Source organism: Rhodococcus sp. RCBS9 (assembly GCF_029457415.1).
GTDB lineage: Bacteria > Actinomycetota > Actinomycetes > Mycobacteriales > Mycobacteriaceae > Rhodococcus_F > Rhodococcus_F qingshengii.
Genome location: NZ_CP120422.1, coordinates 2,774,364 through 2,794,995, shown reverse-complemented (window position 1 = coordinate 2,794,995; position 20,632 = coordinate 2,774,364). Strand labels below are relative to the sequence as shown.

The 20,632-nt window shown below is 63.8% G+C and carries 16 protein-coding genes; 3 read left to right on the top strand and 13 right to left on the bottom strand.

Translation table 11 applies throughout. The annotated features are described in order from the left end of the window. Positions 1–280: 280 nt before the first annotated feature. From zomB to P0M12_RS13170, 9 genes are all read right to left on the bottom strand, one after another. Positions 281–2,200, bottom strand: a complete 1,920-nt coding sequence (gene zomB, locus P0M12_RS13210; protein ID WP_277377841.1) for a flagellar motor control protein ZomB — start codon at positions 2,198–2,200, stop codon at positions 281–283. Further along, entirely contained in the window at positions 2,178–3,083 is a 906-nt protein-coding gene (locus P0M12_RS13205; RefSeq protein WP_003943808.1) for a decaprenyl-phosphate phosphoribosyltransferase, read from the bottom strand. The genes zomB and P0M12_RS13205 overlap by 23 nt, the downstream gene beginning before the upstream one ends. Further along, on the bottom strand, positions 3,080–3,613 hold the full coding sequence (locus P0M12_RS13200; RefSeq protein ID WP_003943893.1) for a phosphatase PAP2 family protein: 534 nt from the start codon (positions 3,611–3,613) through the stop codon (positions 3,080–3,082). The genes P0M12_RS13205 and P0M12_RS13200 overlap by 4 nt, the downstream gene beginning before the upstream one ends. Continuing rightward, positions 3,594–5,507, bottom strand: a complete 1,914-nt coding sequence (locus P0M12_RS13195) for a glycosyltransferase (RefSeq protein ID WP_007731821.1) — start codon at positions 5,505–5,507, stop codon at positions 3,594–3,596. Before P0M12_RS13195 ends, P0M12_RS13200 begins: the two co-directional genes overlap by 20 nt. Then, positions 5,504–6,718: a UDP-galactopyranose mutase gene (glf, locus tag P0M12_RS13190; protein ID WP_007731822.1), complete on the bottom strand. Its 1,215-nt coding sequence runs from the start codon at positions 6,716–6,718 to the stop codon at positions 5,504–5,506. Before glf ends, P0M12_RS13195 begins: the two co-directional genes overlap by 4 nt. A 69-nt stretch (positions 6,719–6,787) precedes the next feature. Continuing rightward, positions 6,788–7,711 carry an MBL fold metallo-hydrolase gene (locus P0M12_RS13185; protein WP_210377932.1) on the bottom strand — a complete coding sequence of 308 codons (924 nt, stop codon included), beginning with the start codon at positions 7,709–7,711 and terminating at the stop codon, positions 6,788–6,790. Positions 7,712–7,821: 110 nt separating this feature from the next. Further along, complete coding sequence (locus P0M12_RS13180) at positions 7,822–8,973, bottom strand: acyl-CoA dehydrogenase family protein (RefSeq protein ID WP_081557203.1); 1,152 nt, start codon at positions 8,971–8,973, stop codon at positions 7,822–7,824. A gap of 2 nt (positions 8,974–8,975) precedes the next feature. After that, the gene (locus P0M12_RS13175; protein WP_277377840.1) at positions 8,976–10,157 is read right to left on the bottom strand and encodes a thiolase family protein; all 1,182 of its coding nucleotides are present in this window, start codon (positions 10,155–10,157) and stop codon (positions 8,976–8,978) included. 90 nt (positions 10,158–10,247) lie between these two features. Continuing rightward, positions 10,248–11,651, bottom strand: a complete 1,404-nt coding sequence (locus P0M12_RS13170) for an amino acid permease (protein WP_261256659.1) — start codon at positions 11,649–11,651, stop codon at positions 10,248–10,250. 171 nt (positions 11,652–11,822) lie between these two features. Here P0M12_RS13170 and P0M12_RS13165 point away from each other — a divergent pair, with 171 nt between their 5' ends. Further along, positions 11,823–13,316, top strand: a complete 1,494-nt coding sequence (locus P0M12_RS13165; protein ID WP_003943944.1) for a PucR family transcriptional regulator — start codon at positions 11,823–11,825, stop codon at positions 13,314–13,316. 102 nt (positions 13,317–13,418) lie between these two features. Here P0M12_RS13165 and P0M12_RS13160 read toward each other — a convergent pair whose 3' ends face one another. Beyond that, entirely contained in the window at positions 13,419–14,981 is a 1,563-nt protein-coding gene (locus P0M12_RS13160) for a SpoIID/LytB domain-containing protein (RefSeq protein WP_054827106.1), read from the bottom strand. A 331-nt stretch (positions 14,982–15,312) separates the two neighbouring features. On the opposite strand from P0M12_RS13160, the gene P0M12_RS13155 reads away from it, so the two are divergent. Further along, complete coding sequence (locus tag P0M12_RS13155) at positions 15,313–17,286, top strand: N-acetylmuramoyl-L-alanine amidase (RefSeq protein WP_003943924.1); 1,974 nt, start codon at positions 15,313–15,315, stop codon at positions 17,284–17,286. A 37-nt stretch (positions 17,287–17,323) separates the two neighbouring features. Here the strand turns inward: P0M12_RS13155 and P0M12_RS13150 are convergent, their stop codons facing one another. From P0M12_RS13150 to P0M12_RS13140, 3 genes are read right to left on the bottom strand one after another with little or no spacing between them, the layout of a single operon-like run. Then, complete coding sequence (locus P0M12_RS13150; RefSeq protein ID WP_037131235.1) at positions 17,324–18,145, bottom strand: Cof-type HAD-IIB family hydrolase; 822 nt, start codon at positions 18,143–18,145, stop codon at positions 17,324–17,326. 53 nt (positions 18,146–18,198) lie between these two features. Then, positions 18,199–18,933 carry a lysophospholipid acyltransferase family protein gene (locus P0M12_RS13145; protein ID WP_007731829.1) on the bottom strand — a complete coding sequence of 245 codons (735 nt, stop codon included), beginning with the start codon at positions 18,931–18,933 and terminating at the stop codon, positions 18,199–18,201. 3 nt (positions 18,934–18,936) lie between these two features. Then, entirely contained in the window at positions 18,937–19,692 is a 756-nt protein-coding gene (locus P0M12_RS13140; RefSeq protein WP_003943903.1) for a lysophospholipid acyltransferase family protein, read from the bottom strand. A 93-nt stretch (positions 19,693–19,785) separates the two neighbouring features. On the opposite strand from P0M12_RS13140, the gene P0M12_RS13135 reads away from it, so the two are divergent. Next, positions 19,786–20,625: a hypothetical protein gene (locus P0M12_RS13135; protein WP_037131202.1), complete on the top strand. Its 840-nt coding sequence runs from the start codon at positions 19,786–19,788 to the stop codon at positions 20,623–20,625. Positions 20,626–20,632 lie beyond the last annotated feature (7 nt).

The following is a 20,632-nucleotide window of genomic DNA, read 5'->3' as shown; positions in this document are numbered from 1 at the left end:
GGCGGATTCCGTCGGGGAACAGGCTTTTCTGCCAGCCCGAACGAGTTCGGGTCGGCAGCGGACCTCTTCCAAGTCACACTGCGCTCGCTGGACTTTATGTCACAGGTTCAGCTGTGACAAATAGGTGGACCGTTACGTCCCAATCCGCGAGCAACACCGTCATCACCCCTCGGGGGTGATTCAGGTTAGGTGAATCGTCTTCGAGTACATCGTGGCCAATCAATTCGGTGTTACTGAATCGAAATATTCAAACCCTCAACAGTCGGTGATGCTGATCACATCACCTGGGTGACTCCGGTGGAACGAGACCGCAGCGTTCCAATTCGTAGGCCGGAACCCGGTCGAATCGGTACTTCGCGAAGTCGAATGCCTGCTGGAAGTTCTGTTTGAATCTGGCCCAGGTCAGCTCGGAGCGGTACGACGTGAGCAACTCCTGCGTTTCCGGGCAGGTGATGGCCAGCTTTGCGTCCGCAACCCAGTCTTCGTCGAGGAAGAACGGCAGCCACGGTCGAACGTCGATCATTCCCGTGTCCGCGACCACCCAGTCCGGATAGAGATTCTTGTCGTGCCCGATCCGGCCGTCCTCGAGTCGCTCGGTGTGAGCTGCCAGGGGGTACGCCAGCCCCATCTGATCGAGCACCCGAACGTCGAGGCCGACGTTCATGCTCGTCATTCCGAGGTTGAGGAAGAAGACGACGTGCTCGGCCGGCTCTTCGATCGGTCCGGGTGGTGGGACGACGAACCAGGAGTCGTAGCTCGCGGACGGCAGCAGCAGCCCACCCTCCGGAGTCCGCGCGATGGTCTCGACCATGGCACGCATTCGCGGATAGTCGAGGTAGTCCTCGGCCAGGATCGGATGCTTGTGACCGGTGTTGAGTGCGTAGAACGCTCGCTCGTCGACGATTCCCGAGCGACCCACCACGGATCCTTCGGGCATACCCGTCGTGTTCGCGGCGAAGAAGGCCCAGATGATCGTGCCGATCCACAGCACCGCCGAGACTCCGAAGATCGCGGTGTCGCGATTACTTCCGAACGCTGCCCGCGCCGGCACCCGCAACGGAATGACCGCCACCGGGATGAGCAGGCAGAACAACACCGGCAACAGGACGCGGCCGTGCATGAAGTCGCCGCCGACGCGCAGAGAGTAGATCCCGAGGATCAGCCCACTGCCGAGAATGAAGGTGACAATCGCCCGCGGCGTGCGCAGAAACTGCTGAAAGCGCTGCCACAGCGGGCGTGTGGGTTGATCTGCGGTAGCGGTAGGTGTGTCCGCTCGGCTTCGCCACACGAGCAGCAGCGCACCGATGAGCAGGAACAGCAACGGTAACCAGAGCAGGTACGGCCCGACCAGGTTCCACAGGTAAGCAAAACCCTGCGCCCACTTCGCGCCACCGGCGTCCTTCGACACCGCGGTGTTCGGGTACGGCAAGGCGTAGTAGCCCATTCGCCAGATCTGATAGGCCACCGGGACAAGTCCGGCGACGACGACGATCAGTGTGCGAATCTTCCAGGTCAGGCCTGCGGAGAGAACGATCATCATCAACGCGGCAGCACCGGGAATCGCCATCTCGGGTCGAACCAGTGGTCCGAGTCCGGCCACGAACGAGAGAGTCAGGATCGACGCCGTGGACGGCGTCGACGCCTGCGCCCACCGAACGAGCAGTACCCACAGGAGCGCGATCCAGAAGATCACCAAGCATGTCTCGAGCCCGGAAGTGGCGAAATCTCGCGCAGGCGGAACCGCGATGTAGACGAGAACACCTGCCGGTACCAGCAGGATCGTTCCGCCCGCCGACGGCCGAACGCCGCGGTACAGACGACCGGTGCCGAGCATCGCCAACACGACGGCAGCAGTCGAGAGTACGAGCGCGATCGTCAGAACAACGTATTCGAGACGGATCTGCGTGAGCCAACTGAACGCGTAGACGATGTACGTCCACGCGGTACTCGTGTTCGCCTCGACACGCTCACCCGCGTTGAAGACCGGGCCGTTCCCCGCAAGCAGGTTGCGGACGGTTCGCAAGACGATGAGTCCGTCGTCGGCGATCCAGCGACGCTCCCACGCACCCCAGAACATGAGGGCAGCAGCAAGCACCACCCCGCCGAGAAAAACTCCTCGACTGAGGGTGGTGCGATTCGCCGCAGTGTCGACGTGCGGGTCGGCCTCGGTGCGTGGCTCAGACGAGGTAGACAGCGACACCCACTACTCCGATCCACGCAATCGCGAGGAGTTGCAGCACCCGGTCACCGAGCGCGATCTCCTCAGGCTCTCCGGCTTCGCCGCCGTCGACGTCCACCGCGTATCGCAGCACCGCGATGGTGAACGGCACCATCGAGATGGCGTACCAGTTGGTGCCCTTGATGGCGTCCTGTTGGAACGCCCACAGTCCGTAGCAGAGGACCAGCGTCGTCGCTGCCATCGTCCACACGAAACGCAGGTACGTCATCGTGTAGCTCTCGAGGGACTTACGGATCTTGGCGCCGGTCTTCTCGGCCAACTGCAATTCGGCGTAGCGCTTGCCTGCCGCCATGAAGAGTGAGCCGAACGCCATCATCAGCAGGAACCACTGCGAGAGATCGATCTCGGCGGCAACGCCACCGGCGATCGCTCGAAGCAGGAAGCCGGACGAGACGATGCAGATGTCGATGACGGCCTGATGCTTGAGACCGAAGCAGTAGGCGAGCTGGATGACGATGTACACGCCCATGACCACGGCGAGTTGCCAGTTGGCCAGGAAGGACAGCCCGATCGCACCGGCAAGCAGCACGACTGCCATGCCGTAGGCGATGTTGACGGGTAGAACGCCGGCCGCGATGGGACGGAATCGCTTCGTGGGGTGAGCACGGTCGGCTTCGACATCCATCGCGTCGTTGACGAGATAGATGCCTGATGCCGCCATACAGAACACGACGAACGCCAGCGCGACGGGCAACAGCACGTCGGCTTCGGTGGCGGTTCCGGCCGCGATGGGCGCTGCCAGCACAAGGACGTTCTTGACCCACTGACGTGGGCGAAGCGCCTTGACGATGCCGGCGGGCAGGGACTTCGGGGGTCCGCTGACCGTAGCCGGTTCCTCGCTCATTTATCTCCACATTTCTGTTCGGCTCTGGCTTCTTCGACCCGGCGAACTACCGCCGCGGATGCGGCTCCCAGTGCCGCTCCGGCGAGTACGTCGGTCGGGTAGTGAACTCCCAGGACCAGACGCGAAAGCATCATCGGGGGCACCAGCAACGCCGGTAAGGGTAGCCCGGTGAGCCGACCGATCAGCACAGCCGCCGCCGTCGTCGACGTCGCGTGTGATGACGGGAAGCTGAGCTTGCTCGGTGTCGAGACGTTGACCTGCACCGAAGGATCGGAAGGTCGCTTGCGCCTGACCACTCGTTTGATCACCACGGAGGCGGCGTGTGCACCGAATGCTCCGACGGCCGCTCCGGCCCATTCCCGTCGACGCGGCTTGTCCACAGCAGCTCCGACGGCAGCGATCGCGATCCACCCGAGGGAGTGCTCACCGAAGTGAGACATACCGCGGGCGACCTTGACGGCTCCCGGCAGCTGCCCGACGGTCGACTGAATCCCGGCCAGAATCTGTACTTCAGGAGATGCCGAAGACACGTTCCCACCTTTCCGTGCTGGTCAGTGAAGGAACGGCGTCCTGGTACTGCTTCTTGAGCTCGGGGAAACGGGCGGCGAGTTCGCGGCGCAACCGTGTTGCTTCCTTGAGCAGTTCGAGCGCGAGTTTCGGGTTTCGCTTGCGGTAGACGACGCCGCGACCGTCGGCCGTGGTGACGGTGACGCCGTCGACCTGCGAGAGCAGGAACCAACGGGCGTCGATGGTCGGAACGTTGAGCTGAGGGCGCTCGAGGTGTTCCGGCTTGGCCGGCTTCACGTTGTGCACTCCGGCCCTGAGGACCCGGGTGATCTTCGCGACGGTCGACAGCGGCAGGCTCACGTCTCCGACATCCGCACCGGAGGGCAGCGGCAACGCAGTCGACGACGGCAGTACGACCGCGTCGGAGAATTCCTTGCGCTGGGCGTGGACCTCACCGAGTGCCGTCGGCAGCATGTTCGCGACGTGCTCGGGTCCGGCGAGGAAGTCCGCGATGGCCTTGTTCTGGATCGCGACGGTGGAGTACTCGAGGCACAGCAGGTGCTTGAGCGTTGCCTTCACCGTGTTGACCACGAGGCCACGGCCGTTGCCCGGCATGTGGAGCGCGGCCACCACCAGACGGTTACGGAGGTGGAAGTACGCCTGCCAGTCGATGGCGTCGTCCTTGTCGCTCCACGCCATGTGCCAGATCGCGGCACCCGGAAGTGTGACGGTCGGGTATCCGGCTTTCTTTGCGCGCAAACCGTATTCGCAGTCGTCCCACTTGATGAAAAGCGGTAGCGGCTGCTTGATTTCTTCGGCGACCTGGCGCGGGATCATGCACATCCACCAGCCGTTGAAGTCGACGTCGATGCGGCGGTGCAGGAGTTTCGATTCGCGCAGCGGCTTCTTCGAGAAATCGTGGTCGTATTCGACGTTCGGTGCCGCGGTCCACATGAAGATGCCGCGGTCGACCACTTCACCCATCACGTGGAGGTGGCTTCGTTCCTGCAGGTTGAGCATCTGCCCACCCACCAGCATCGGCGACTTCGCGAAGCGCGAGAATGAAAGCGCACGCAGAATCGAGTCCGGTTCGATCTCGATGTCGTCGTCCATGAACAGGATGTGCTGGCACTGCGTCGTCTTGAGTGCCTCGTACATGATTCGGCTGTATCCGCCCGAGCCGCCGAGGTTGCCCTGATCGTGAATGGCGAGCCGATCACCGAGCGCTGCAGCAGCTTCGGCGAATCCGGGTTCGTCACGCACCTTGCGGGTGCCCTGATCCGGCATGATGACGGCCTTGATCACGTCCGACACCAGCGGATCCGAAGCCAGTGCAGCAAGCGCCTTGACCGCGTCGGTCGGACGGTTGAACGTCGGAATACCAACGGCGACAGTCGCTTCGCCGGGAGCCTCGACGGGCGCGTACCAGCCGCCGCTCTCGACGACCACTGCCGTATCGGTGGTGATGTCGAACCAGATCCAGCCACCGTCCTCGAACGGCGCCAGTTCCACCTCGAACTCGACCGCGGCATCGCCGTCGGCAAATTCCTTGCCTTCCACGTGAATTCGCGAGGAATCCGCCTTGGAACGGTAGATGTCGACGCGGCCGTGGCCGGACAGCTCGAGACGAAGGACCACCGATTTCAGGATGGACCATCGACGCCAGTAGCTGGCAGGGAACGCGTTGAAGTATGTGGCGAACGAGACCTCGGTCTCGGCGCCGAGCGCTACCGACGTGCGCGAGGTCGAGTGCGCCCGCCGACTGTTGGACCAGGACTCTTCCAAGTACAACGTGCGGACGTCGAGCGGCTCACCGGCGCGGGGCAGGATGATCCGCTGAAGCAGGGACTTGCCGAGGTAGGTCACCTCGTCGCCGCTGACGGCATCTTCGCCTTCGAGTAGATGACGTGCGTTCATTCGCTCTCCCCTGCCAATTCCGCACCCGTTTCGAGATGCGGGCGCAGGGTGTTCTCGAACATCGTCAGCGCGCTGGCGATCGCCATGTGCATGTCCAGGTACTGGTAGGTGCCGAGACGCCCACCGAAGAGGACCTTGTTCTCCGCGGTCTCCTTCTTGGCGCGTGAGCGGTACGCGGAGAGCTTCTCGCGATCCTCTGGAGTGTTGATCGGGTAGTACGGCTCGTCCTTCGCCTCCGCGGCACGTGAGAACTCACGCATGATGACGGTCTTGTCGGTCGGGTACTCGCGCTCCGGATGGAAGTGACGGAACTCGTGGATACGGGTGAACGGCACGTCGGCGTCGTTGTAGTTCATGACCGGGGTGCCCTGGAAGTCTCCGGTGGGCAGAACCTCGGTCTCGAAATCGAGGGTGCGCCATCCCAGTGCACCTTCGGAGTAGTCGAAGTAGCGGTCGAGCGGGCCCGTGTAGATGACAGGGGCGTCGGGGCTGGCGGTGCGCAGTTCGTCGCGGACGTCGAAGTAATCGGTGTCGAGGCGGACCTCGATCTTCGGATCCTTCGCCATGTTCTCGAGCCACGCCGTGTAGCCGTCGACGGGCAGGCCCTCGTACGTGTCGTTGAAGTAGCGGTTGTCGAAGTTGTAGCGGACCGGCAGGCGGCTGATGTTCGCGGCGGGCAACTCGGTGGGGTCGGTCTGCCACTGCTTAGCTGTGTAGTCACGCACGAACGCTTCGTAGAGCGGGCGTCCGATCAGGGAGATCGCCTTCTCTTCGAGATTGGAGGCGTCCTTCGAATCGATCTCGCTGGACTGTTCGGCGATGAGGGCGCGTGCTTCTTCGGGAGTGAAGTACCGACCGAAGAACTGCGACACGAGACCGAGTCCCATCGGGAACTGATACGCCTGTCCCTTGTGCAGCGCGAAGACGCGGTGCTGGTAGTTCGTGAACTCCGTGAACTGGGTGACGTAGTCCCAGACCTTCTTGTTGGAGGTGTGGAACAGGTGGGCACCGTACTTGTGGACCTCGATGCCGGTCTCCGGCTCTGCCTCCGAGTATGCGTTTCCCCCCAGGTGGTGACGGCGATCCAACACCAGCACGCGCTTACCCAGTTGGGTAGCGGCACGCTCGGCGATGGTCAGCCCGAAGAATCCCGAACCGACGACGATCAGGTCGTACTGGGCACGGGCGGTCTCTGAATTTGCAGCGGTCACGATGAACCAGGGTATCGGACCTGTTCGGAAGCCGAGGGTTGGATGCGTCACCAGGGACGATGCGGCAAGTCAGGACGTTGCAAGACCGATCAGACCGGAAGCACGAGGTGCACCGCTCGAATCGAATTCGATCACGATCGGTTCGTCGACGGGGAAGTGTGCGGGAAGTAGAAGCAGTCCCTCCGACGCGCAGCGTTCGAGAAGTTCGCGGCGGGTGACCCTCGCGATCTCGGGATCCGCGTCGCCGCCCTGACTGAGGTCCGGGTACAGAAACTGGATCGGATGGTGGACCACATCGCCGGAGATGACGGCGCCGCCGTCGGCAGTGCGAATCTCGATCACGATGTGGCCCGGCGTGTGGCCGGGCGCGCTGCGAACGACGACGCGTGTGCCTTCGGACTCGACCAGGACGTGGCCGTCGTCGACCGCCTCCCACTTCGCCCCGTCCAGAACGGGACGGACGCTGTCCTCGAAGGTCTGCGCCAGATCCGAGACCACTCCTTCGTGTGGACCGTCGGCGGCGAGTTGTTCGAGCGCGGCCAGTTCGGTGCGATCGAAAATGTAGGTCGCGCGGGGGAAGGTAGGCCGCCAGGTTTCGGCGTCGAGGGCGGTGTTCCAGCCACAGTGGTCAGGGTGCAGATGTGTGCTGACCACCAGATCGACGTCGTCGGCGGACACACCGGTGGCTGCGAAGCGTGAGAGGTAGTCGGTGCCGAACATGTGATGCGGCAAGAGGTTCGGCCGGTGCTTGCTGTTGCCGTTGCCGGTGTCGACGACGACGGCCTTGCCGCCGATCTCCACCAGGTAGGTGTGGATGGCAAGCACGAGGTCACCACTACCCTCGTCGAAGAACTCCGGTGTCAGCCGCGCCGACGCTTCACTGATCTCGGCCTCACTCGCCTGGGGAAAGAGCTCTCGCGGCGGAAACGGCCAGTGCGCCAGCTCTGTCAGTTGGGTGACGCGCGCCGACCCGACGTCGATGGTGAAGCTCATCAGTGTTTGCCTTCCGAACAGCTCGATACCGCTTGTGGGCACACACAAAGGCACCCACCGAAATGCTCGGTGGGTGCCTGGTCGGTGTCAATGGTTTTCGACGCCGGTGATCAAAGACTCTTCGCGATGATGCCCTTCATCACTTCGTTGGCGCCGGCGTAGATCTTCTGGACGCGGGAGTCCTCGTACATGCGCGCGATCGGGTATTCACGCATGTAGCCGTATCCGCCGTAGAGCTGCACGCACCGGTCGACGACGGCGCATTGCTGCTCGGTGAGCCAGTACTTGACCATCGCGGCGTCTGCGCCGTCCAGCTCGCCGTTGAGGTGATCCTCGATGCAGTTGTCGAGGAAGACACGGCAGGTGCGTGCGATCGTCTGGCACTCGGCCAGCTCGAAGGCGGTGTTCTGGAACTCGAAGAGGCTGTGCCCGAACGCTTGACGCGCCTTGGTGTATGCGACGGTCTCCTCGACTGCACGCTCGATGGTGCCGATGGCCTGCGCGCCGATGATGAGGCGTTCCTGCACCAGTTGCGCCATCAACTGACCGAAGCCGAGCCCCTCGGACTCACCGAGGAGGTTCGAGACGGGAACGCGAACGTCGGTGAAGGACAGCTCCGACGTATCTGCGCCGTGCTGACCGACCTTGTCGAGCACGCGGCCGACCGCAAAGCCTTCGCAGTCACGAAGATCCACGATCAGGAGCGAGACACCCTTGGCGCCCGCCTTGGGGTCGGTCTTGACGGCAAGCACGATCATGTCTGCGCTGCCACCATTGGTGATGAAGGTCTTCGACCCGTTCACGACGTAGTGGTCACCGTCACGGATCGCGGACGTGGTGATTGCCTTGAGGTCGGAACCTGTTCCTGGCTCGGTCATTCCGATGGCGCCGAGGATTTCGCCCGTTGCCATACCTGGCAGCCAGGCCTTCTTCTGCTCTTCGCTTCCGTACTCGAGCACGTAGTGGGCGACGATGCCACTGTGCACGGAGTTACCGAGCGCATAGTCACCGCAGTAGCCCTGCGCCTCGAAGACAGCGAGATCGTGCGCGAAAGTTCCACCGCCCCCGCCGTATTCCTCGGGAATCGAGCAGCACAGCAGGCCGAGCTTGCCGGCTTCGAGCCACACGGACCGGTCGACGCGATGCTGAGCGTCCCACTGCTCACGCTTGGCGATCAGTTCACGATCGAAGAAACCACGGGCCAGTTCGGCTACTGCGGTGATCTCGTCGTCGTGCCACGACGGCTTGCGCTTGGCCGCCATGATCAGACCCGCTTCAGCAGGGCAGCGAGTGCCTGACCGCCGCCGATGCACATGGTGACGATGCCGAATTCGAGGTCGCGGCGAACCATGTCGCGCGCGGCACGCAGGGTCAGGATGGCTCCGGTGGCGCCGACCGGGTGTCCGAGGGCGATCGCTCCGCCGTACGGGTTGGTCTTCTCCGGATCCAGGCCACTGTCACGGATGACGGCGATGGCCTGCGAAGCGAACGCCTCGTTGACCTCGGCGGTGCCGATGTCGGACGGCTTCAATCCTGTTTGTGCAAAGAGCTTTTCGAGAGCGAGCACGGGAGCGTAGCCCATCAGGCCGGGCTCCATGGCTGCCGTCGTGACGGTTTCGAGCGTGACCAGTCCGGTGAGACCGCGCTTGGCTGCCTCGGTGCCCGTCGCGAGGACGAGTGCGCCGGCGCCGTCGTTGATGCCCGACGCGTTACCGGCGGTGACGGATCCGCCCTCTTCGAATGCGGGGCGCAGCGTGGCGAGGGTTTCGACGGTGGTTCCGGGCTTGGGATGCTCGTCCTCGGTGACGGTGACGGAGCGCCGACCACCGGTCTCGACGGGAGTGATTTCCTCGGCGAATGCCGCCTTCGCTGCGTCGGTAGCGGCGCGGCGCTGAGATTCGACGGCGAACTCGTCCTGCTGCTCGCGACTGACGCCGTACTTACGGGCGACGGCTTCGGCAGTGCGGCCCATGTGAGCCTTGCTGAACGGGTCGGTGAGCATCGCGACGGTGCCGTCGACGAGGCTGCGATCGCCGAGCTTGTAGCCCGAGCGGGCGGCGAAGTCGTAGAAGGGCATGCGAGACATGCTCTCGTCACCGCCGGCGAGCGTGATGGCAGCTGCGCCCCATCGCATCTGCATCGCCGCAGACCACACAGCCTGCAGGCCGCTGCCACAGAGGCGGTTGACGGTGTAGGCGGGGACGTTCTCGGGCAGTCCGGCGGCGATGCCGACGCGGCGTGCGTTGTAGGCGTCCGGGCCGACCTGGCCGATGCAGCCCATGACGACCTCGTCGATGTCTTCGGGCGCAACGCCGGCGCGGCTCAGCGCGGCCTTGGCTGCTGCGGCGCCCAACTCGTGCGCGGGTACGTCCTTGAAGACGCCGCCGAAGCTACCAACGGGGGTCCTGGCCCCGTCGACGATGACGATCGGTTCGGGTGTGGTCATGATTGTCCCCATCTGCTGTGCTCACGTCGATTTCTCTGTCCGTGGCCGATACTAGGACATCGAAGTATCTCGCAGATGGGGACGTTGGTGTCAGGGTGTGGGAGCGCTCTCGGCGACGGGCACGACCTCGGCGTCGGTGTCTTGGTGGTTCCGGTAGCGGTAGAGCCCGATACCCACGAGGATCGCTGCAAGTCCCAGGGACACGATCATCTGGCTGCGTGTCGAGTCCAGGGTGAGCATGCCGATGCAGAGCGCGATGATGGCGGCGATCGTGGCGTAGGTCAGGTACGGGAAGAACCACATCTTGAGTTCCAGCTCCTGGCCCGAAGCTTCGAGCTTGCGGCGGGTGCGCAGCTGGGACACCGAGATGACCAGCCAGACGAACAGCGCGATCGCACCGGAGGAGTTGACCAGGAACAGGAAGACCTTGTCCGGGGAGAGGTAGTTCATGCCGACGGTCAGGAAGCCGACGATCGTCGAGACCAGGACAGCGCGCATCGGGACGCCGGTCTTCTCGATACGTGAGAGCGACTTGGGGGCGTCGCCGCGGCCGGCGAGGGAGAAGATCATGCGGCTCGCGGTGTAGAGACCGGAGTTGAGGCAGGACAGAACCGACGTGAGGACGACGACGTCCATGATGTTGCCCGCGGCCGGAATGCCGTAGGAGTCCATGACGGCGACGTACGGGCTGAGTGCAACCGACGCGCTGTCCCAGGGAAGCAGGGTGACGACCACCGCGATCGAGCCGATGTAGAAGATGAGAATTCGCCAGACGACGGATTTGACGGCTGCGCGAACAGCTTCGAGCGGGTTGGCCGATTCACCGGCGGCGATGGTGGCGATTTCGGCCCCGAAGAACGAGAACACGACCACAAGGACTGCGGCGAGCATCGCTCCTGTTCCGTTCGGCAGGAAGCCGCCGTGACCGGTCAGGTTTGTCATTCCGGGTGCTTCGACGCCGGGCATCCATCCGCAGATCGCCACGATGCCCATGCCGAGGAACGCGATGATGGCGACGACCTTGATGGAGGCGAACCAGAACTCGAACTCGCCGAACGACTTGACCGAGATGATGTTGGTCAGCGTCAGCACGATCATCAGAATCAATGCCCACGTCCACTGGGGAACCCCCGGAACCCAGCGATTCATGATGAGGGCACCGGCGGTGGCCTCGATACCGAGCACGATGATCCAGAACCAGGCGTACAGCCAGCCGATCGAGAAGCCCGCCCAGCGGCCGATGGCCTTGTCGGCGTACGAGGAGAACGAGCCGGTTTCCGGCGACGCTGCCGACATCTCACCGAGCATGCGCATCACGAGGATGACGACGACGCCGGCAAGCGCGTAGGAAATCAGGACACCGGGTCCCGTCTCCTGGATCGCCACACCGGAGCCGACGAACAGTCCGGCGCCGATGACGCCTGCGATCGCAATCATCGACAGATGCCGCTTCTTCAGCGTGTGCTGAAGTGCCGGCTGGTCTGTACTGGACATCAGTACTCCTTGTGGGCTGTTCGGAACGTGGATCTCGGTGGCGCTCTATCCGGAGCGCATTTTCGATAGCGCCAGTGTCGGACCTTCGGCAAGCTCGCGTCAGGCTCCACTTTGTACAAACGTGACCGCAGGCACTACAAAGTGGCGAGTTCGAGGTGTCAGACTGGACTCATGCCCATCACGCTCCGCCAGCTTTGTGCGACCGAACAGTTCGGCCTTCGCGTCCTGGCTGGGCACGACCAGCTCGATCGCACCCTGACCTGGGCACATGTCTCCGAACTTCCCGACCCGACGCCCTTCCTCGACGGCGGTGAACTACTACTCATCACCGGGGTGTCACTACCGACGACGGCCGCGGAAACGACCCGATTCGTACGGACCCTGGTGGCGGCCGGAATTGCCGGAATCGGTTTCGGAACCGGCCTCGGATACGAGCAGGCGCCACAGACTCTGGTGGATGCGGCCACCCGTTTCAGTGTGCCCCTTCTCGACGTCCCATTGCGAACACCTTTCATCGCCCTGACCAAAGCGGTGTCGAAGGCGCAATCCGACGACGACATGAAAGCGCTGCGCAGCAATTACCAGAGCCTGCGGCGACTGCTTCAAGCTGCGGTGACGGTCAACGGCACCCGGGCAGTCGTACGACGGGTGGCGGAATTGATCGGCGGATGGGCGGCTCTGCTGGACTCGGCCGGACATACCGTCGAGATCTCACACACCGCCGCGGCCGCAGGAATCGAGCGAACTGCCCCCGAGCGCGACGCCCGCCCGATGGAAGTCAGTTTCCTCACGAGTGAGAACGAGGACGTCATCTCCCATCCTCTGCTGACGTCGAGGGGAAAGCTGATGGGGTACCTCGTCGCCGGCTGCCCCGGCGCCGTCGGTTCACTGAATCAGGGCATCGTCATCGCAGCCGCGTCTCTGCTCACGTTGATGACGGCTCGAACCCGAGACGCACAGCTGACGATGAACCACCTTCGTACCGTTGCGATGCATCAGCTGTTCGAGGGACAGAATGCGCTCGCCCGCAACATCTCCGGGGAACTGTGGGGAGGATTTCCGGTCGAGCCTTTCCAGGTCTTCCACGTAGCGGGCCCGAGTGGCCTGCTCGAGAGCGTGTCCGTCTCACTGCTCGATGGTCTCAGCCGCGATCTGGCGTTCGGCATCACCGACGGTGCACTGATTGCCGTCGTCTCGGCTACCGACAGCGGGCGAATCCTCGCCCGTGTCAACGAAATCGACGTCACCGTCGGCGTGTCGGACATGCTGTGGTGGGACGATCTCTCGCGCGCCAGACGCCAAGCCGCGCAAGCAGCAGCCGAGGCGGGTGCCCGCAACCTGCCTTCGATGCGGTTCGCCGAACTCTCGGAGAGCGGATTGTCCGCATTTCTCGACCAGGATCGCTCGACGGCATTCGCGGCGGCACACTTGCGCCCGCTTCTGGAAGCGAAGGGCGGTAGCGATCTCTACCGGACCTTGGCCATGTGGTTGGCACACAACGGGGTGGGCGACGCCGCAGCCACAGCGCTGAATATTCATCGGCATACGTTGCGCAGCAGACTCGCTCGGATCGAGAGCCTTCTCCAGCTCGACCTCGGCTCCCCCACGGAACGTGCGGAGTTGTGGCTCGAGTACCGCCTGCTCGGCGACGCCCCGACCATCTGACCGACAACCAACGAACCCTGAACGACCTGAAGGGCCTCCGCCGGGTTACGGCAGAGACCCTTCAGAGTCGATACGTGCGAGTCGCTACCGACCGACCTTCCCCTAGCTTCCGCCCGTCGGTATCCACTCGCGGAGCACGTTGGCATCAACTACCTGCGCGCCCAAAACCTTTGTCCAGATGATGGTTCCGTTTTCGTAGACACGGAAAGTGCCTGCTTCGGAGGGCAACTGCATCTCCGGGCCGGCAGGAGCACCGAGAGAGCCGCTTTCACCGCCGAGCTCCCGATACTTCTTCTCGATCTGCGTCTCCGTAACCGTACCCGATGGATCGTCGGATGGCGAATTAGATTCCGGCACTGTCGATTCCGAATCCGGTGCCACTACCACACCCGCACCGTCACCGATGGTGAACCAGTCGGATTTCAGGCCGAGTTTCTGGCGGAACTGAATTCCGGTGGCGCCAACAGTTGCATTTGTTCCGACTACCTCGACTGCCGTCACTCGCCCGCCGTCGGTACCGAATCCGTTGCGCGAGAGAATCTTGAGCGATTGCAGCTCACCCACATCGAAGGCGTCCGCAATCTGCCCTGCGGTCAGATTCACTGTCCAGTCATGATTCGGAGAAAGCGCGTCACCGAGATCCTCGACGGCCGGGAATTCACCGCCGGAGCTGTAACCTCCTGTGGACGAGGAGAATTCGGTGGCAACGATCTTGCCGTCACGCGACAGAACGGCGCCGGCGGTGGACCGGACGGCTTCGGTGGTGCGGGGATCTTCCTTGCCCGCTCCGCCGTAGACCTGGCAGTCCTGAGTGTCGCAGGTGTCGGCGTACGAGCTGCGATGCTCGGTCGCAGCGTACGAGCGTGCTGCCACGGCTTGCGCCCGTAGCGCTTCGGCCCCACCGGAATCGGCCCATTCGGCCTTCGCTTCGACCGGCACCACGCCGAGCAGGTAGTCCTCCATGTCGAGGAGATTGACTGTCCGAGCCGAGCCGTTGTCGAGCACTACGCCGAGGGCGCCTCGATAGGGCGCGTCGTTGTTGCACAGCTTCAGGAACTGGTCGGCGGGTCGATCAGGACCGAGGTCCACCGGGTCCACCCACGGATGGTCGGTGACCGCTTCCCAGACAACCCCGCCACCACACCCGCTGGTGACCACTACCTGCGCACCGCCACCGGGCAGTGCAGTGAGATGGGCAGCCTCGCCGGGCGCGGTGCGCTGACCGTTGACCACGAGGCCGGCGTCGGAGTAGACGTCGAGCGTCGAGTTGTCCTGGGCCGTGAGCCGCACACTCATCTGGGCAGGCGGCATCGAGTCCAGGACGGTTCCCCCGTAGTAGTGACTGAGGATTCGCTCGCCGGACCAGCCGTCGTTCTTGGCGTAGCCGTAAGCGCCCCACTGGCCCATTCCACGGCCATGTCCGTTGCCGTGCCCGGAGAGCGTGAATTGCGTGTCGGCAGCGACGGCGTGCAGGATCGACGGCTCGTCAGCGCGGATTTGCGTGAAACCTCCGATCGCGACGCCGAGCGCAAGAGCCGGAACGAGACCGAGGACCGAGATCCGCATCAGCGAGGTTCGCCTCCCGGGTCCGCCCACCAGAAAGCGACCTGCGCGACCGGACACAGGCTTCTTACCTGCAGTTCCGCTTCTTCCGCTTCTCGCCATCAATGCTCTCCTCATCGCTACCGGCCTCACGAGTCCGCGAAGTCGGTACTTCGCGCGCAGGCCAGTCCACAACGATTTAACTAAAGTCTCACCCTAAGGTTGAGCGTTATGGACTTTTGTGACTAGTGTGGCAAGAGTGTTTGGAGTTAGCAACACCAGTCACACGAGTCACATCAGCATCACGAGTTGCAGACGTACGCGTCCGAAAACTGGAGTTCAACCCCAGAACATGGCATCCGACCTGCTCGGATCCGGTTTTGAAGGATTCCGTTCACGGCCGTCATCGGCCCTGAAGTTCGCTCGCAAGTAACTACAACCGAGGAGTAATCCCTTGCCACACCGTCGACCGAAGCCCTCGCTCGTACTCGGGGCTGTAGCCGCAGTGGCTGTCGCAAGTCCTTTTGCGGTCTACGGCTTCACGAGCACTACGTCCGATGTACGTTCCGCGAACGAGACGACGTCAGTAGCAGTGCCGACCCAGATCGCAGAGGTGCTCCTCGCGTCGGTGCCCGACATCATCATTCCGGTCAAGGAGCTGACCGGTCTCGATCTCCCCGACATCAACCTCGGTGATCTGAGAAACCTCAAGCTCCCGACCGAAATCCCGCTACCTCCCGGGATCACGCTGCCGACCGAGCTGTTCCCGGCACCCGCTGCTCCCGGCGCCCCGACCGAAACCGCTCCGGTTCCTTCCGAGGAAGAGCCAGGTGCCGTGGTCAAGGAAGTCACCCGCGACACTCCGTTCAGCATGGTCGCGTTGACCTCGGACACCATCGCCTCGGCGCAGTCCAAGGTCCGCGCCCTGGCCGAAGACGGCACCTGGGGCCCGTGGTTCACCCCTGACGCCATCGACTCCGCCAGCTCGGATCAGGCCACCAACTCCGGTACCGCCACCGAACCGGTCTTCGTCGGCGCGACCAAGTCCATCCAGATCCTCACGCCGCAGGGTGCCGCTGCTCCCGCAGCCGAGGTTGTGCCGGCCCCGGCTCCGGAAGCTGCCCCCGCGCCCGCTCCGGAAGCTGCCCCCGCTGAAGCACCCGCAGCCACCGGCGAACTCGGGTACACACCCGCTTCGGTGTCCAAGCCGCTTCGCCAGGTGACGACGGCAGCAGATGCCGTCACCGCCGTGTTGATCGACCCGGGTGCCAGCGAGGCAGACAGCAATCTGCAGGCCGTCGCAGCGCCGCTCGGCGGCAGCGGACCGTCCGTCATCACCCGTGCTCAGTGGGGAGCAGACGAGTCACTTCGCTGCGACTCCCCCACCTACGACGACTTCATCGGTGGCGCGACCGTTCACCACACCGCAGGTAGCAACAACTACACGAAGGCCGAATCGGCCGGCATCGTCCGCTCGATCTATGCCTACCACGCACAGACGCTCGGCTGGTGCGACGTCGGATACAACGTCCTCGTCGACAAGTACGGTCAGACCTTCGAAGGCCGCGCAGGCGGACTCGACAAGGCAGTTCAGGGTGCACACGCGGGTGGATTCAACGAGAACACCACCGGTATCGCGATGATGGGCGACTACTCCACCGTCGAGCCTTCGCAGGCGACGCTCAACGCCGTCGGCAAGTTCCTCGGTTGGAAGCTCGGCATGGCCGGACTCGATCCCAAGGGCCGAACGACGATGTACTCCGAGGGCACCGAGTTCACGCCGTACCCGCAGGGCGCAGCAGTCGATCTGCCGATCATCTTCGCCCACCGCGACGTCGGAAACACCGCGTGCCCGGGTGATGCCGCATACGCACACATGAACGACATCCGGAACATCGCGGCCGCGAACATCGGGGGAACGTTGAACCCCTCGAACCCTTCCAATCCGTCGACGCCTGCGCCCAAGCCGACCACTCCGGTCGACACGGTCACCGGTGGCACCGGTTCGTCGATCCCGGATCTGGTCACCCAGATTCTGCAGATCACCGACAATTCACCGCTCGCGCAGAAGTGGATCGCCGAAGGTGGCGAGATCGGACGCCTCGGCCAGGCACTGTCCGGAATTCTGCAGGCGAAGCTCGGCAACCAGGGTGCGCTGTTCCAGAACGGCGCTGTCTACACCTCGCCGAACGGCGGAGTGTTCACCGTGCTCGGCGAGATCTTCAAGTCGTGGCAGAGTTTCGGTTCCGACGCGGGTGAACTGGGATTGCCGATCTCGGACGAGTACTCGATCCCGGACGGCCTGCGAAGCGACTTCGAGAACGGTTCGCTGATCTTCAACCAGATCACCGGCATGGTCACGAAGGTCCTCAAGACCTACAACGAGACCTTTGCCCAGGAAATGGCCAACAGCGCGCCTGTCGGCTGACACTCGAGCAGTACACGTCCTCGGGCGCTGGTGGGTTCTACGACCACCAGCGCTCGAGGACTTTTGCGACCCCGTGTGCCGAATTGGTGTCGGTGACCTCGTCGGCTGCGGCTTTGGCTTCGGGGTGAGCGTTGCCCATGGCAACGCCGAGGCGTGCCATCCCCAGCATCGGGATGTCGTTGGGCATGTCCCCGAAGGCAACCAGACCCGACAGGTCGAAGCCGAACCTCTCCGCGGCGGCAACCAGGCCCGACGCCTTCGTGATTCCCGGCGCCGAGAGTTCGATCAGTCCGTTCTCGGTGGAGTACGTCATGTCGGCGAGCGCACCGACGTGCGGAGCGAGCGTGTCGTACATCGCCGTGCTGGTCATGCCTGGACGGCGAATCAGGAGTTTGACGGCCGGCGCCGCAAGCACTTCGTCCTCGGACATCTCGGTGTTGTCCGGGTTGAGCCAGGCATGTTCGTAGTCCGGTGAGCTGACGAACTGTGGGGTGGCGGCGTCATGTGCGCTCTCCCCCACCCGTTCCGCGGCCAAACCTGCGCCCGGGAGTGCAACCAGTGCCAGCTCGGAGAGTTCGGTGAGTGCGTCGACCGACAAGGTCGCGGCGCTGAGGACGCGGTCGGCGTAGCTGTCGTAGACAACGGCTCCATTGGCGCAGACGGCGAGTGGCGCGTATCCCAAGCCCTCGACGACGGGCGAAATCCATCGCGGAGGACGCCCGGTTGCCAGCAGGAACGGCGTGCCGGATTCGACGACGGCATGCACGGCGGCGCGGGTGCGGGCACTGACCAACTCGTCGTGATCGATGAGGGTGCCGTCGACATCGGTCGCAACCAAGGTTGGGCGGTCAGGGCTGATACGACGGTCTGGGCTCACACCGCCATTGTGCCTGCCCGGTACGACGGTCTCGCTCAGCGCGCCCGCTTCGCGCGTTCCTGTGCGTCCATGGCCGCAGCTTCCTCCGGCGTCGGTGCGCCACCGCCGAGTCGGCGCGGCACCCAGTACGCCCCGGGCTCGTGCACGAACCCGTCCTGCACGTGGCGCAGGATTGCATCCATCTCGATGCGCAGAATCTCGCTCAACGCTTCGGCGGGCTCGACCGGATCGATCGGTGCACCCACCTCCACCGAGATCGGGAAATGATTGCGGCCCAGATTTTTCGGTCCGCCCTTGGTGACGATCCGCTGGGCGCCCCAGACGATCAGCGGAATTATCGGAACGCCGGCGTCGATGGCCATCCGAGCTGCTCCGGATTTCATTTCCTTGATCTCGAAGCTCCGGCTGATCGTCGCCTCCGGGTAGACGCCCACCAGTTCGCCCCGTTTCAGGGCGTCGACTCCGGCTCGATACGCCTGCGCTCCGGCAGAGCGATCGACTTCGATGACGCCGCATCCACGCATGAGGAAGCCGAGGACCTTGTTGTCCGCCAACTCGGCCTTTGCCATCACCCTGAGCTTGCGTTTCGCGGTACCGACCGCCAGGGCCGCCGGTATGAAATCGAGGTAGCTCGTGTGGTTGATCGCGATGACGGCGCCACCGGACACCGGGACGTTCTCAGTCCCGGTGCGGGTGACCTTCACACCCTGGAAACCGCTCAGACCACGCGCGACTACCTCGACAGCGGTGTAAACGGGCTCGAAGGACATCGGTCAGCCTTCGGACTTCCGCGCCTCGCGAGCCTTGGCTTTCGCCTCGGCCTCATCGGCATCCATCTTGTCGGCCTGCTCGAGCGTCGGCGCGCTGCCACCGAGGCGGGCCGGCACCCAGTACTCGCCGGCGGGATGGTCGTAGTTCTTCTGCAGATCGAGCAGCAACTCCTGCATCGTCGACCGCAGCTTCGCCGTCAGCTCACTCGCCGGCTCGAAAGGTGCAATCGGCTCGCCGACGGCAATGGAGATGGGAGTGTTGGTGCGGCCCAAACGCTTCGGATAACCCTTCGTCCACACGCGCTGAGCGCCCCAGATGACGACGGGAACGATCGGGACGCCCGCCTCGATCGCCATGCGGGCGGCGCCGGACTTGAATTCCTTGATCTCGAAGCTCCGACTGATCGTGGCTTCGGGGTACACGCCCACCAATTCGCCGCGCTTCAGGAAATCTACGGCCGCCTTGTAGGAGTCGGCGCCCGCGCCGCGGTCGACCGGGATGTGCTTGAGGGCCCGCATGATCGGTCCGGAGATCTTGTTGTCGAAGACCTCTTTCTTGGCCATGAACCGGATGTAGCGCTTCGGGGTCCGTGCCGGCAGTCCCGCATACGTGAAGTCCATGTACCCGGTGTGGTTGATCGCGATCACGGCGCCACCGGACGCCGGGATGTTCTGCTCTCCCTTGACGGAGAACTTCAGGCCCTCGAAAGCGAAGACGGTACGGGCGATGCCGATGACTGTTCTGTAAACGGGATCCACAGTTCGCTAGCGTAGACGGGAATCCGTGATCTGACCCGCAGCAGTTCTGGGGTGGATGTTGGTCAGAATGTCGCAAAAGGGGCGTACGAACGAATGAAGTCGGCAGGACGAGCGGCAGTGGGGGCAGTCGCACTCGCCATGACGTTGGCGATAACCGCATGTGAGGACGACGGACGGACGGGAATCCTGACGGACGAACCGTCTCCGCCGACGACTGAAACCACGACGACAACCACTCTCGCACCCACGACGACAATTGCGCCCGCTGCGCCGGTCGCGCCACCTCCGGTTGGTGACGTGCCCGGCAATCCGGCTGCTGCGCCGGCCTTGGCAGCTTGGGCAACGGACCTGGTGTCCTTGGACGTGGACGCGCTCACGAACGCATGCTGGACGATGCCGCCCACAACGATCGCCGACCGATACTCGGATGTTCCCGCCATCTTGACGGCCATCGCCGCACCAGGCGTCGACGGCCAGTACGCGGTCACCTGGAATGGAGGCGGACTCTCCGTCGCCGCCAAGCGCTCGGAGATCGCTTCCGGCTATGCGTGCCCGTTCGTCTTCCCTGCGGGGCAATCAAACTTCTACACCGCGGCCGACGCTTCCCACGCCGTCGTCAGGTTTCTCTCACGCGCCACGGGACGGCCGGTCAATACCCGCGACGTCGAGACGTTCTATCCACTGATCTGCCCCGGCAACAGCCCGTGGGATCCGGACGGCACCGGCGCAACCGGCCAGCCGCCTCTCAAGCTCGATCCGAATCAGCTGGCCGGTATCAAGTCTTTCGACGCCGACGCTGCAACAGTCACTCCGGTTCGCGGCGACTACGTCCGTGTCACCCTGCCCGTCAGCGACGGAACCGGTAACTCGCGCTCGATGCAGTTCACCCTGTCGATCGGCCCCGAGGGATATTGCCTCGGGGCCGCGACCTGAACTGTTC

Bases quoted from the DNA above. Each gene is read 5' to 3' on its own strand.
- P0M12_RS13170 (WP_261256659.1), bottom strand. From the start codon at position 11,651: ATGTCCAGTACAGACCAGCCGGCACTTCAGCACACGCTGAAGAAGCGG.
- P0M12_RS13195 (WP_007731821.1), bottom strand. From the start codon at position 5,507: ATGAACGCACGTCATCTACTCGAAGGCGAAGATGCCGTCAGCGGCGAC.
- P0M12_RS13185 (WP_210377932.1), bottom strand. From the start codon at position 7,711: ATGAGCTTCACCATCGACGTCGGGTCGGCGCGCGTCACCCAACTGACA.
- P0M12_RS13175 (WP_277377840.1), bottom strand. From the start codon at position 10,157: ATGACCACACCCGAACCGATCGTCATCGTCGACGGGGCCAGGACCCCC.
- P0M12_RS13145 (WP_007731829.1), bottom strand. From the start codon at position 18,933: ATGTCCTTCGAGCCCGTTTACACCGCTGTCGAGGTAGTCGCGCGTGGT.
- P0M12_RS13135 (WP_037131202.1), top strand. From the start codon at position 19,786: ATGAAGTCGGCAGGACGAGCGGCAGTGGGGGCAGTCGCACTCGCCATG.
- P0M12_RS13160 (WP_054827106.1), bottom strand. From the start codon at position 14,981: ATGGCGAGAAGCGGAAGAAGCGGAACTGCAGGTAAGAAGCCTGTGTCC.
- P0M12_RS13180 (WP_081557203.1), bottom strand. From the start codon at position 8,973: ATGGCGGCCAAGCGCAAGCCGTCGTGGCACGACGACGAGATCACCGCA.
- P0M12_RS13165 (WP_003943944.1), top strand. From the start codon at position 11,823: ATGCCCATCACGCTCCGCCAGCTTTGTGCGACCGAACAGTTCGGCCTT.
- P0M12_RS13205 (WP_003943808.1), bottom strand. From the start codon at position 3,083: ATGAGCGAGGAACCGGCTACGGTCAGCGGACCCCCGAAGTCCCTGCCC.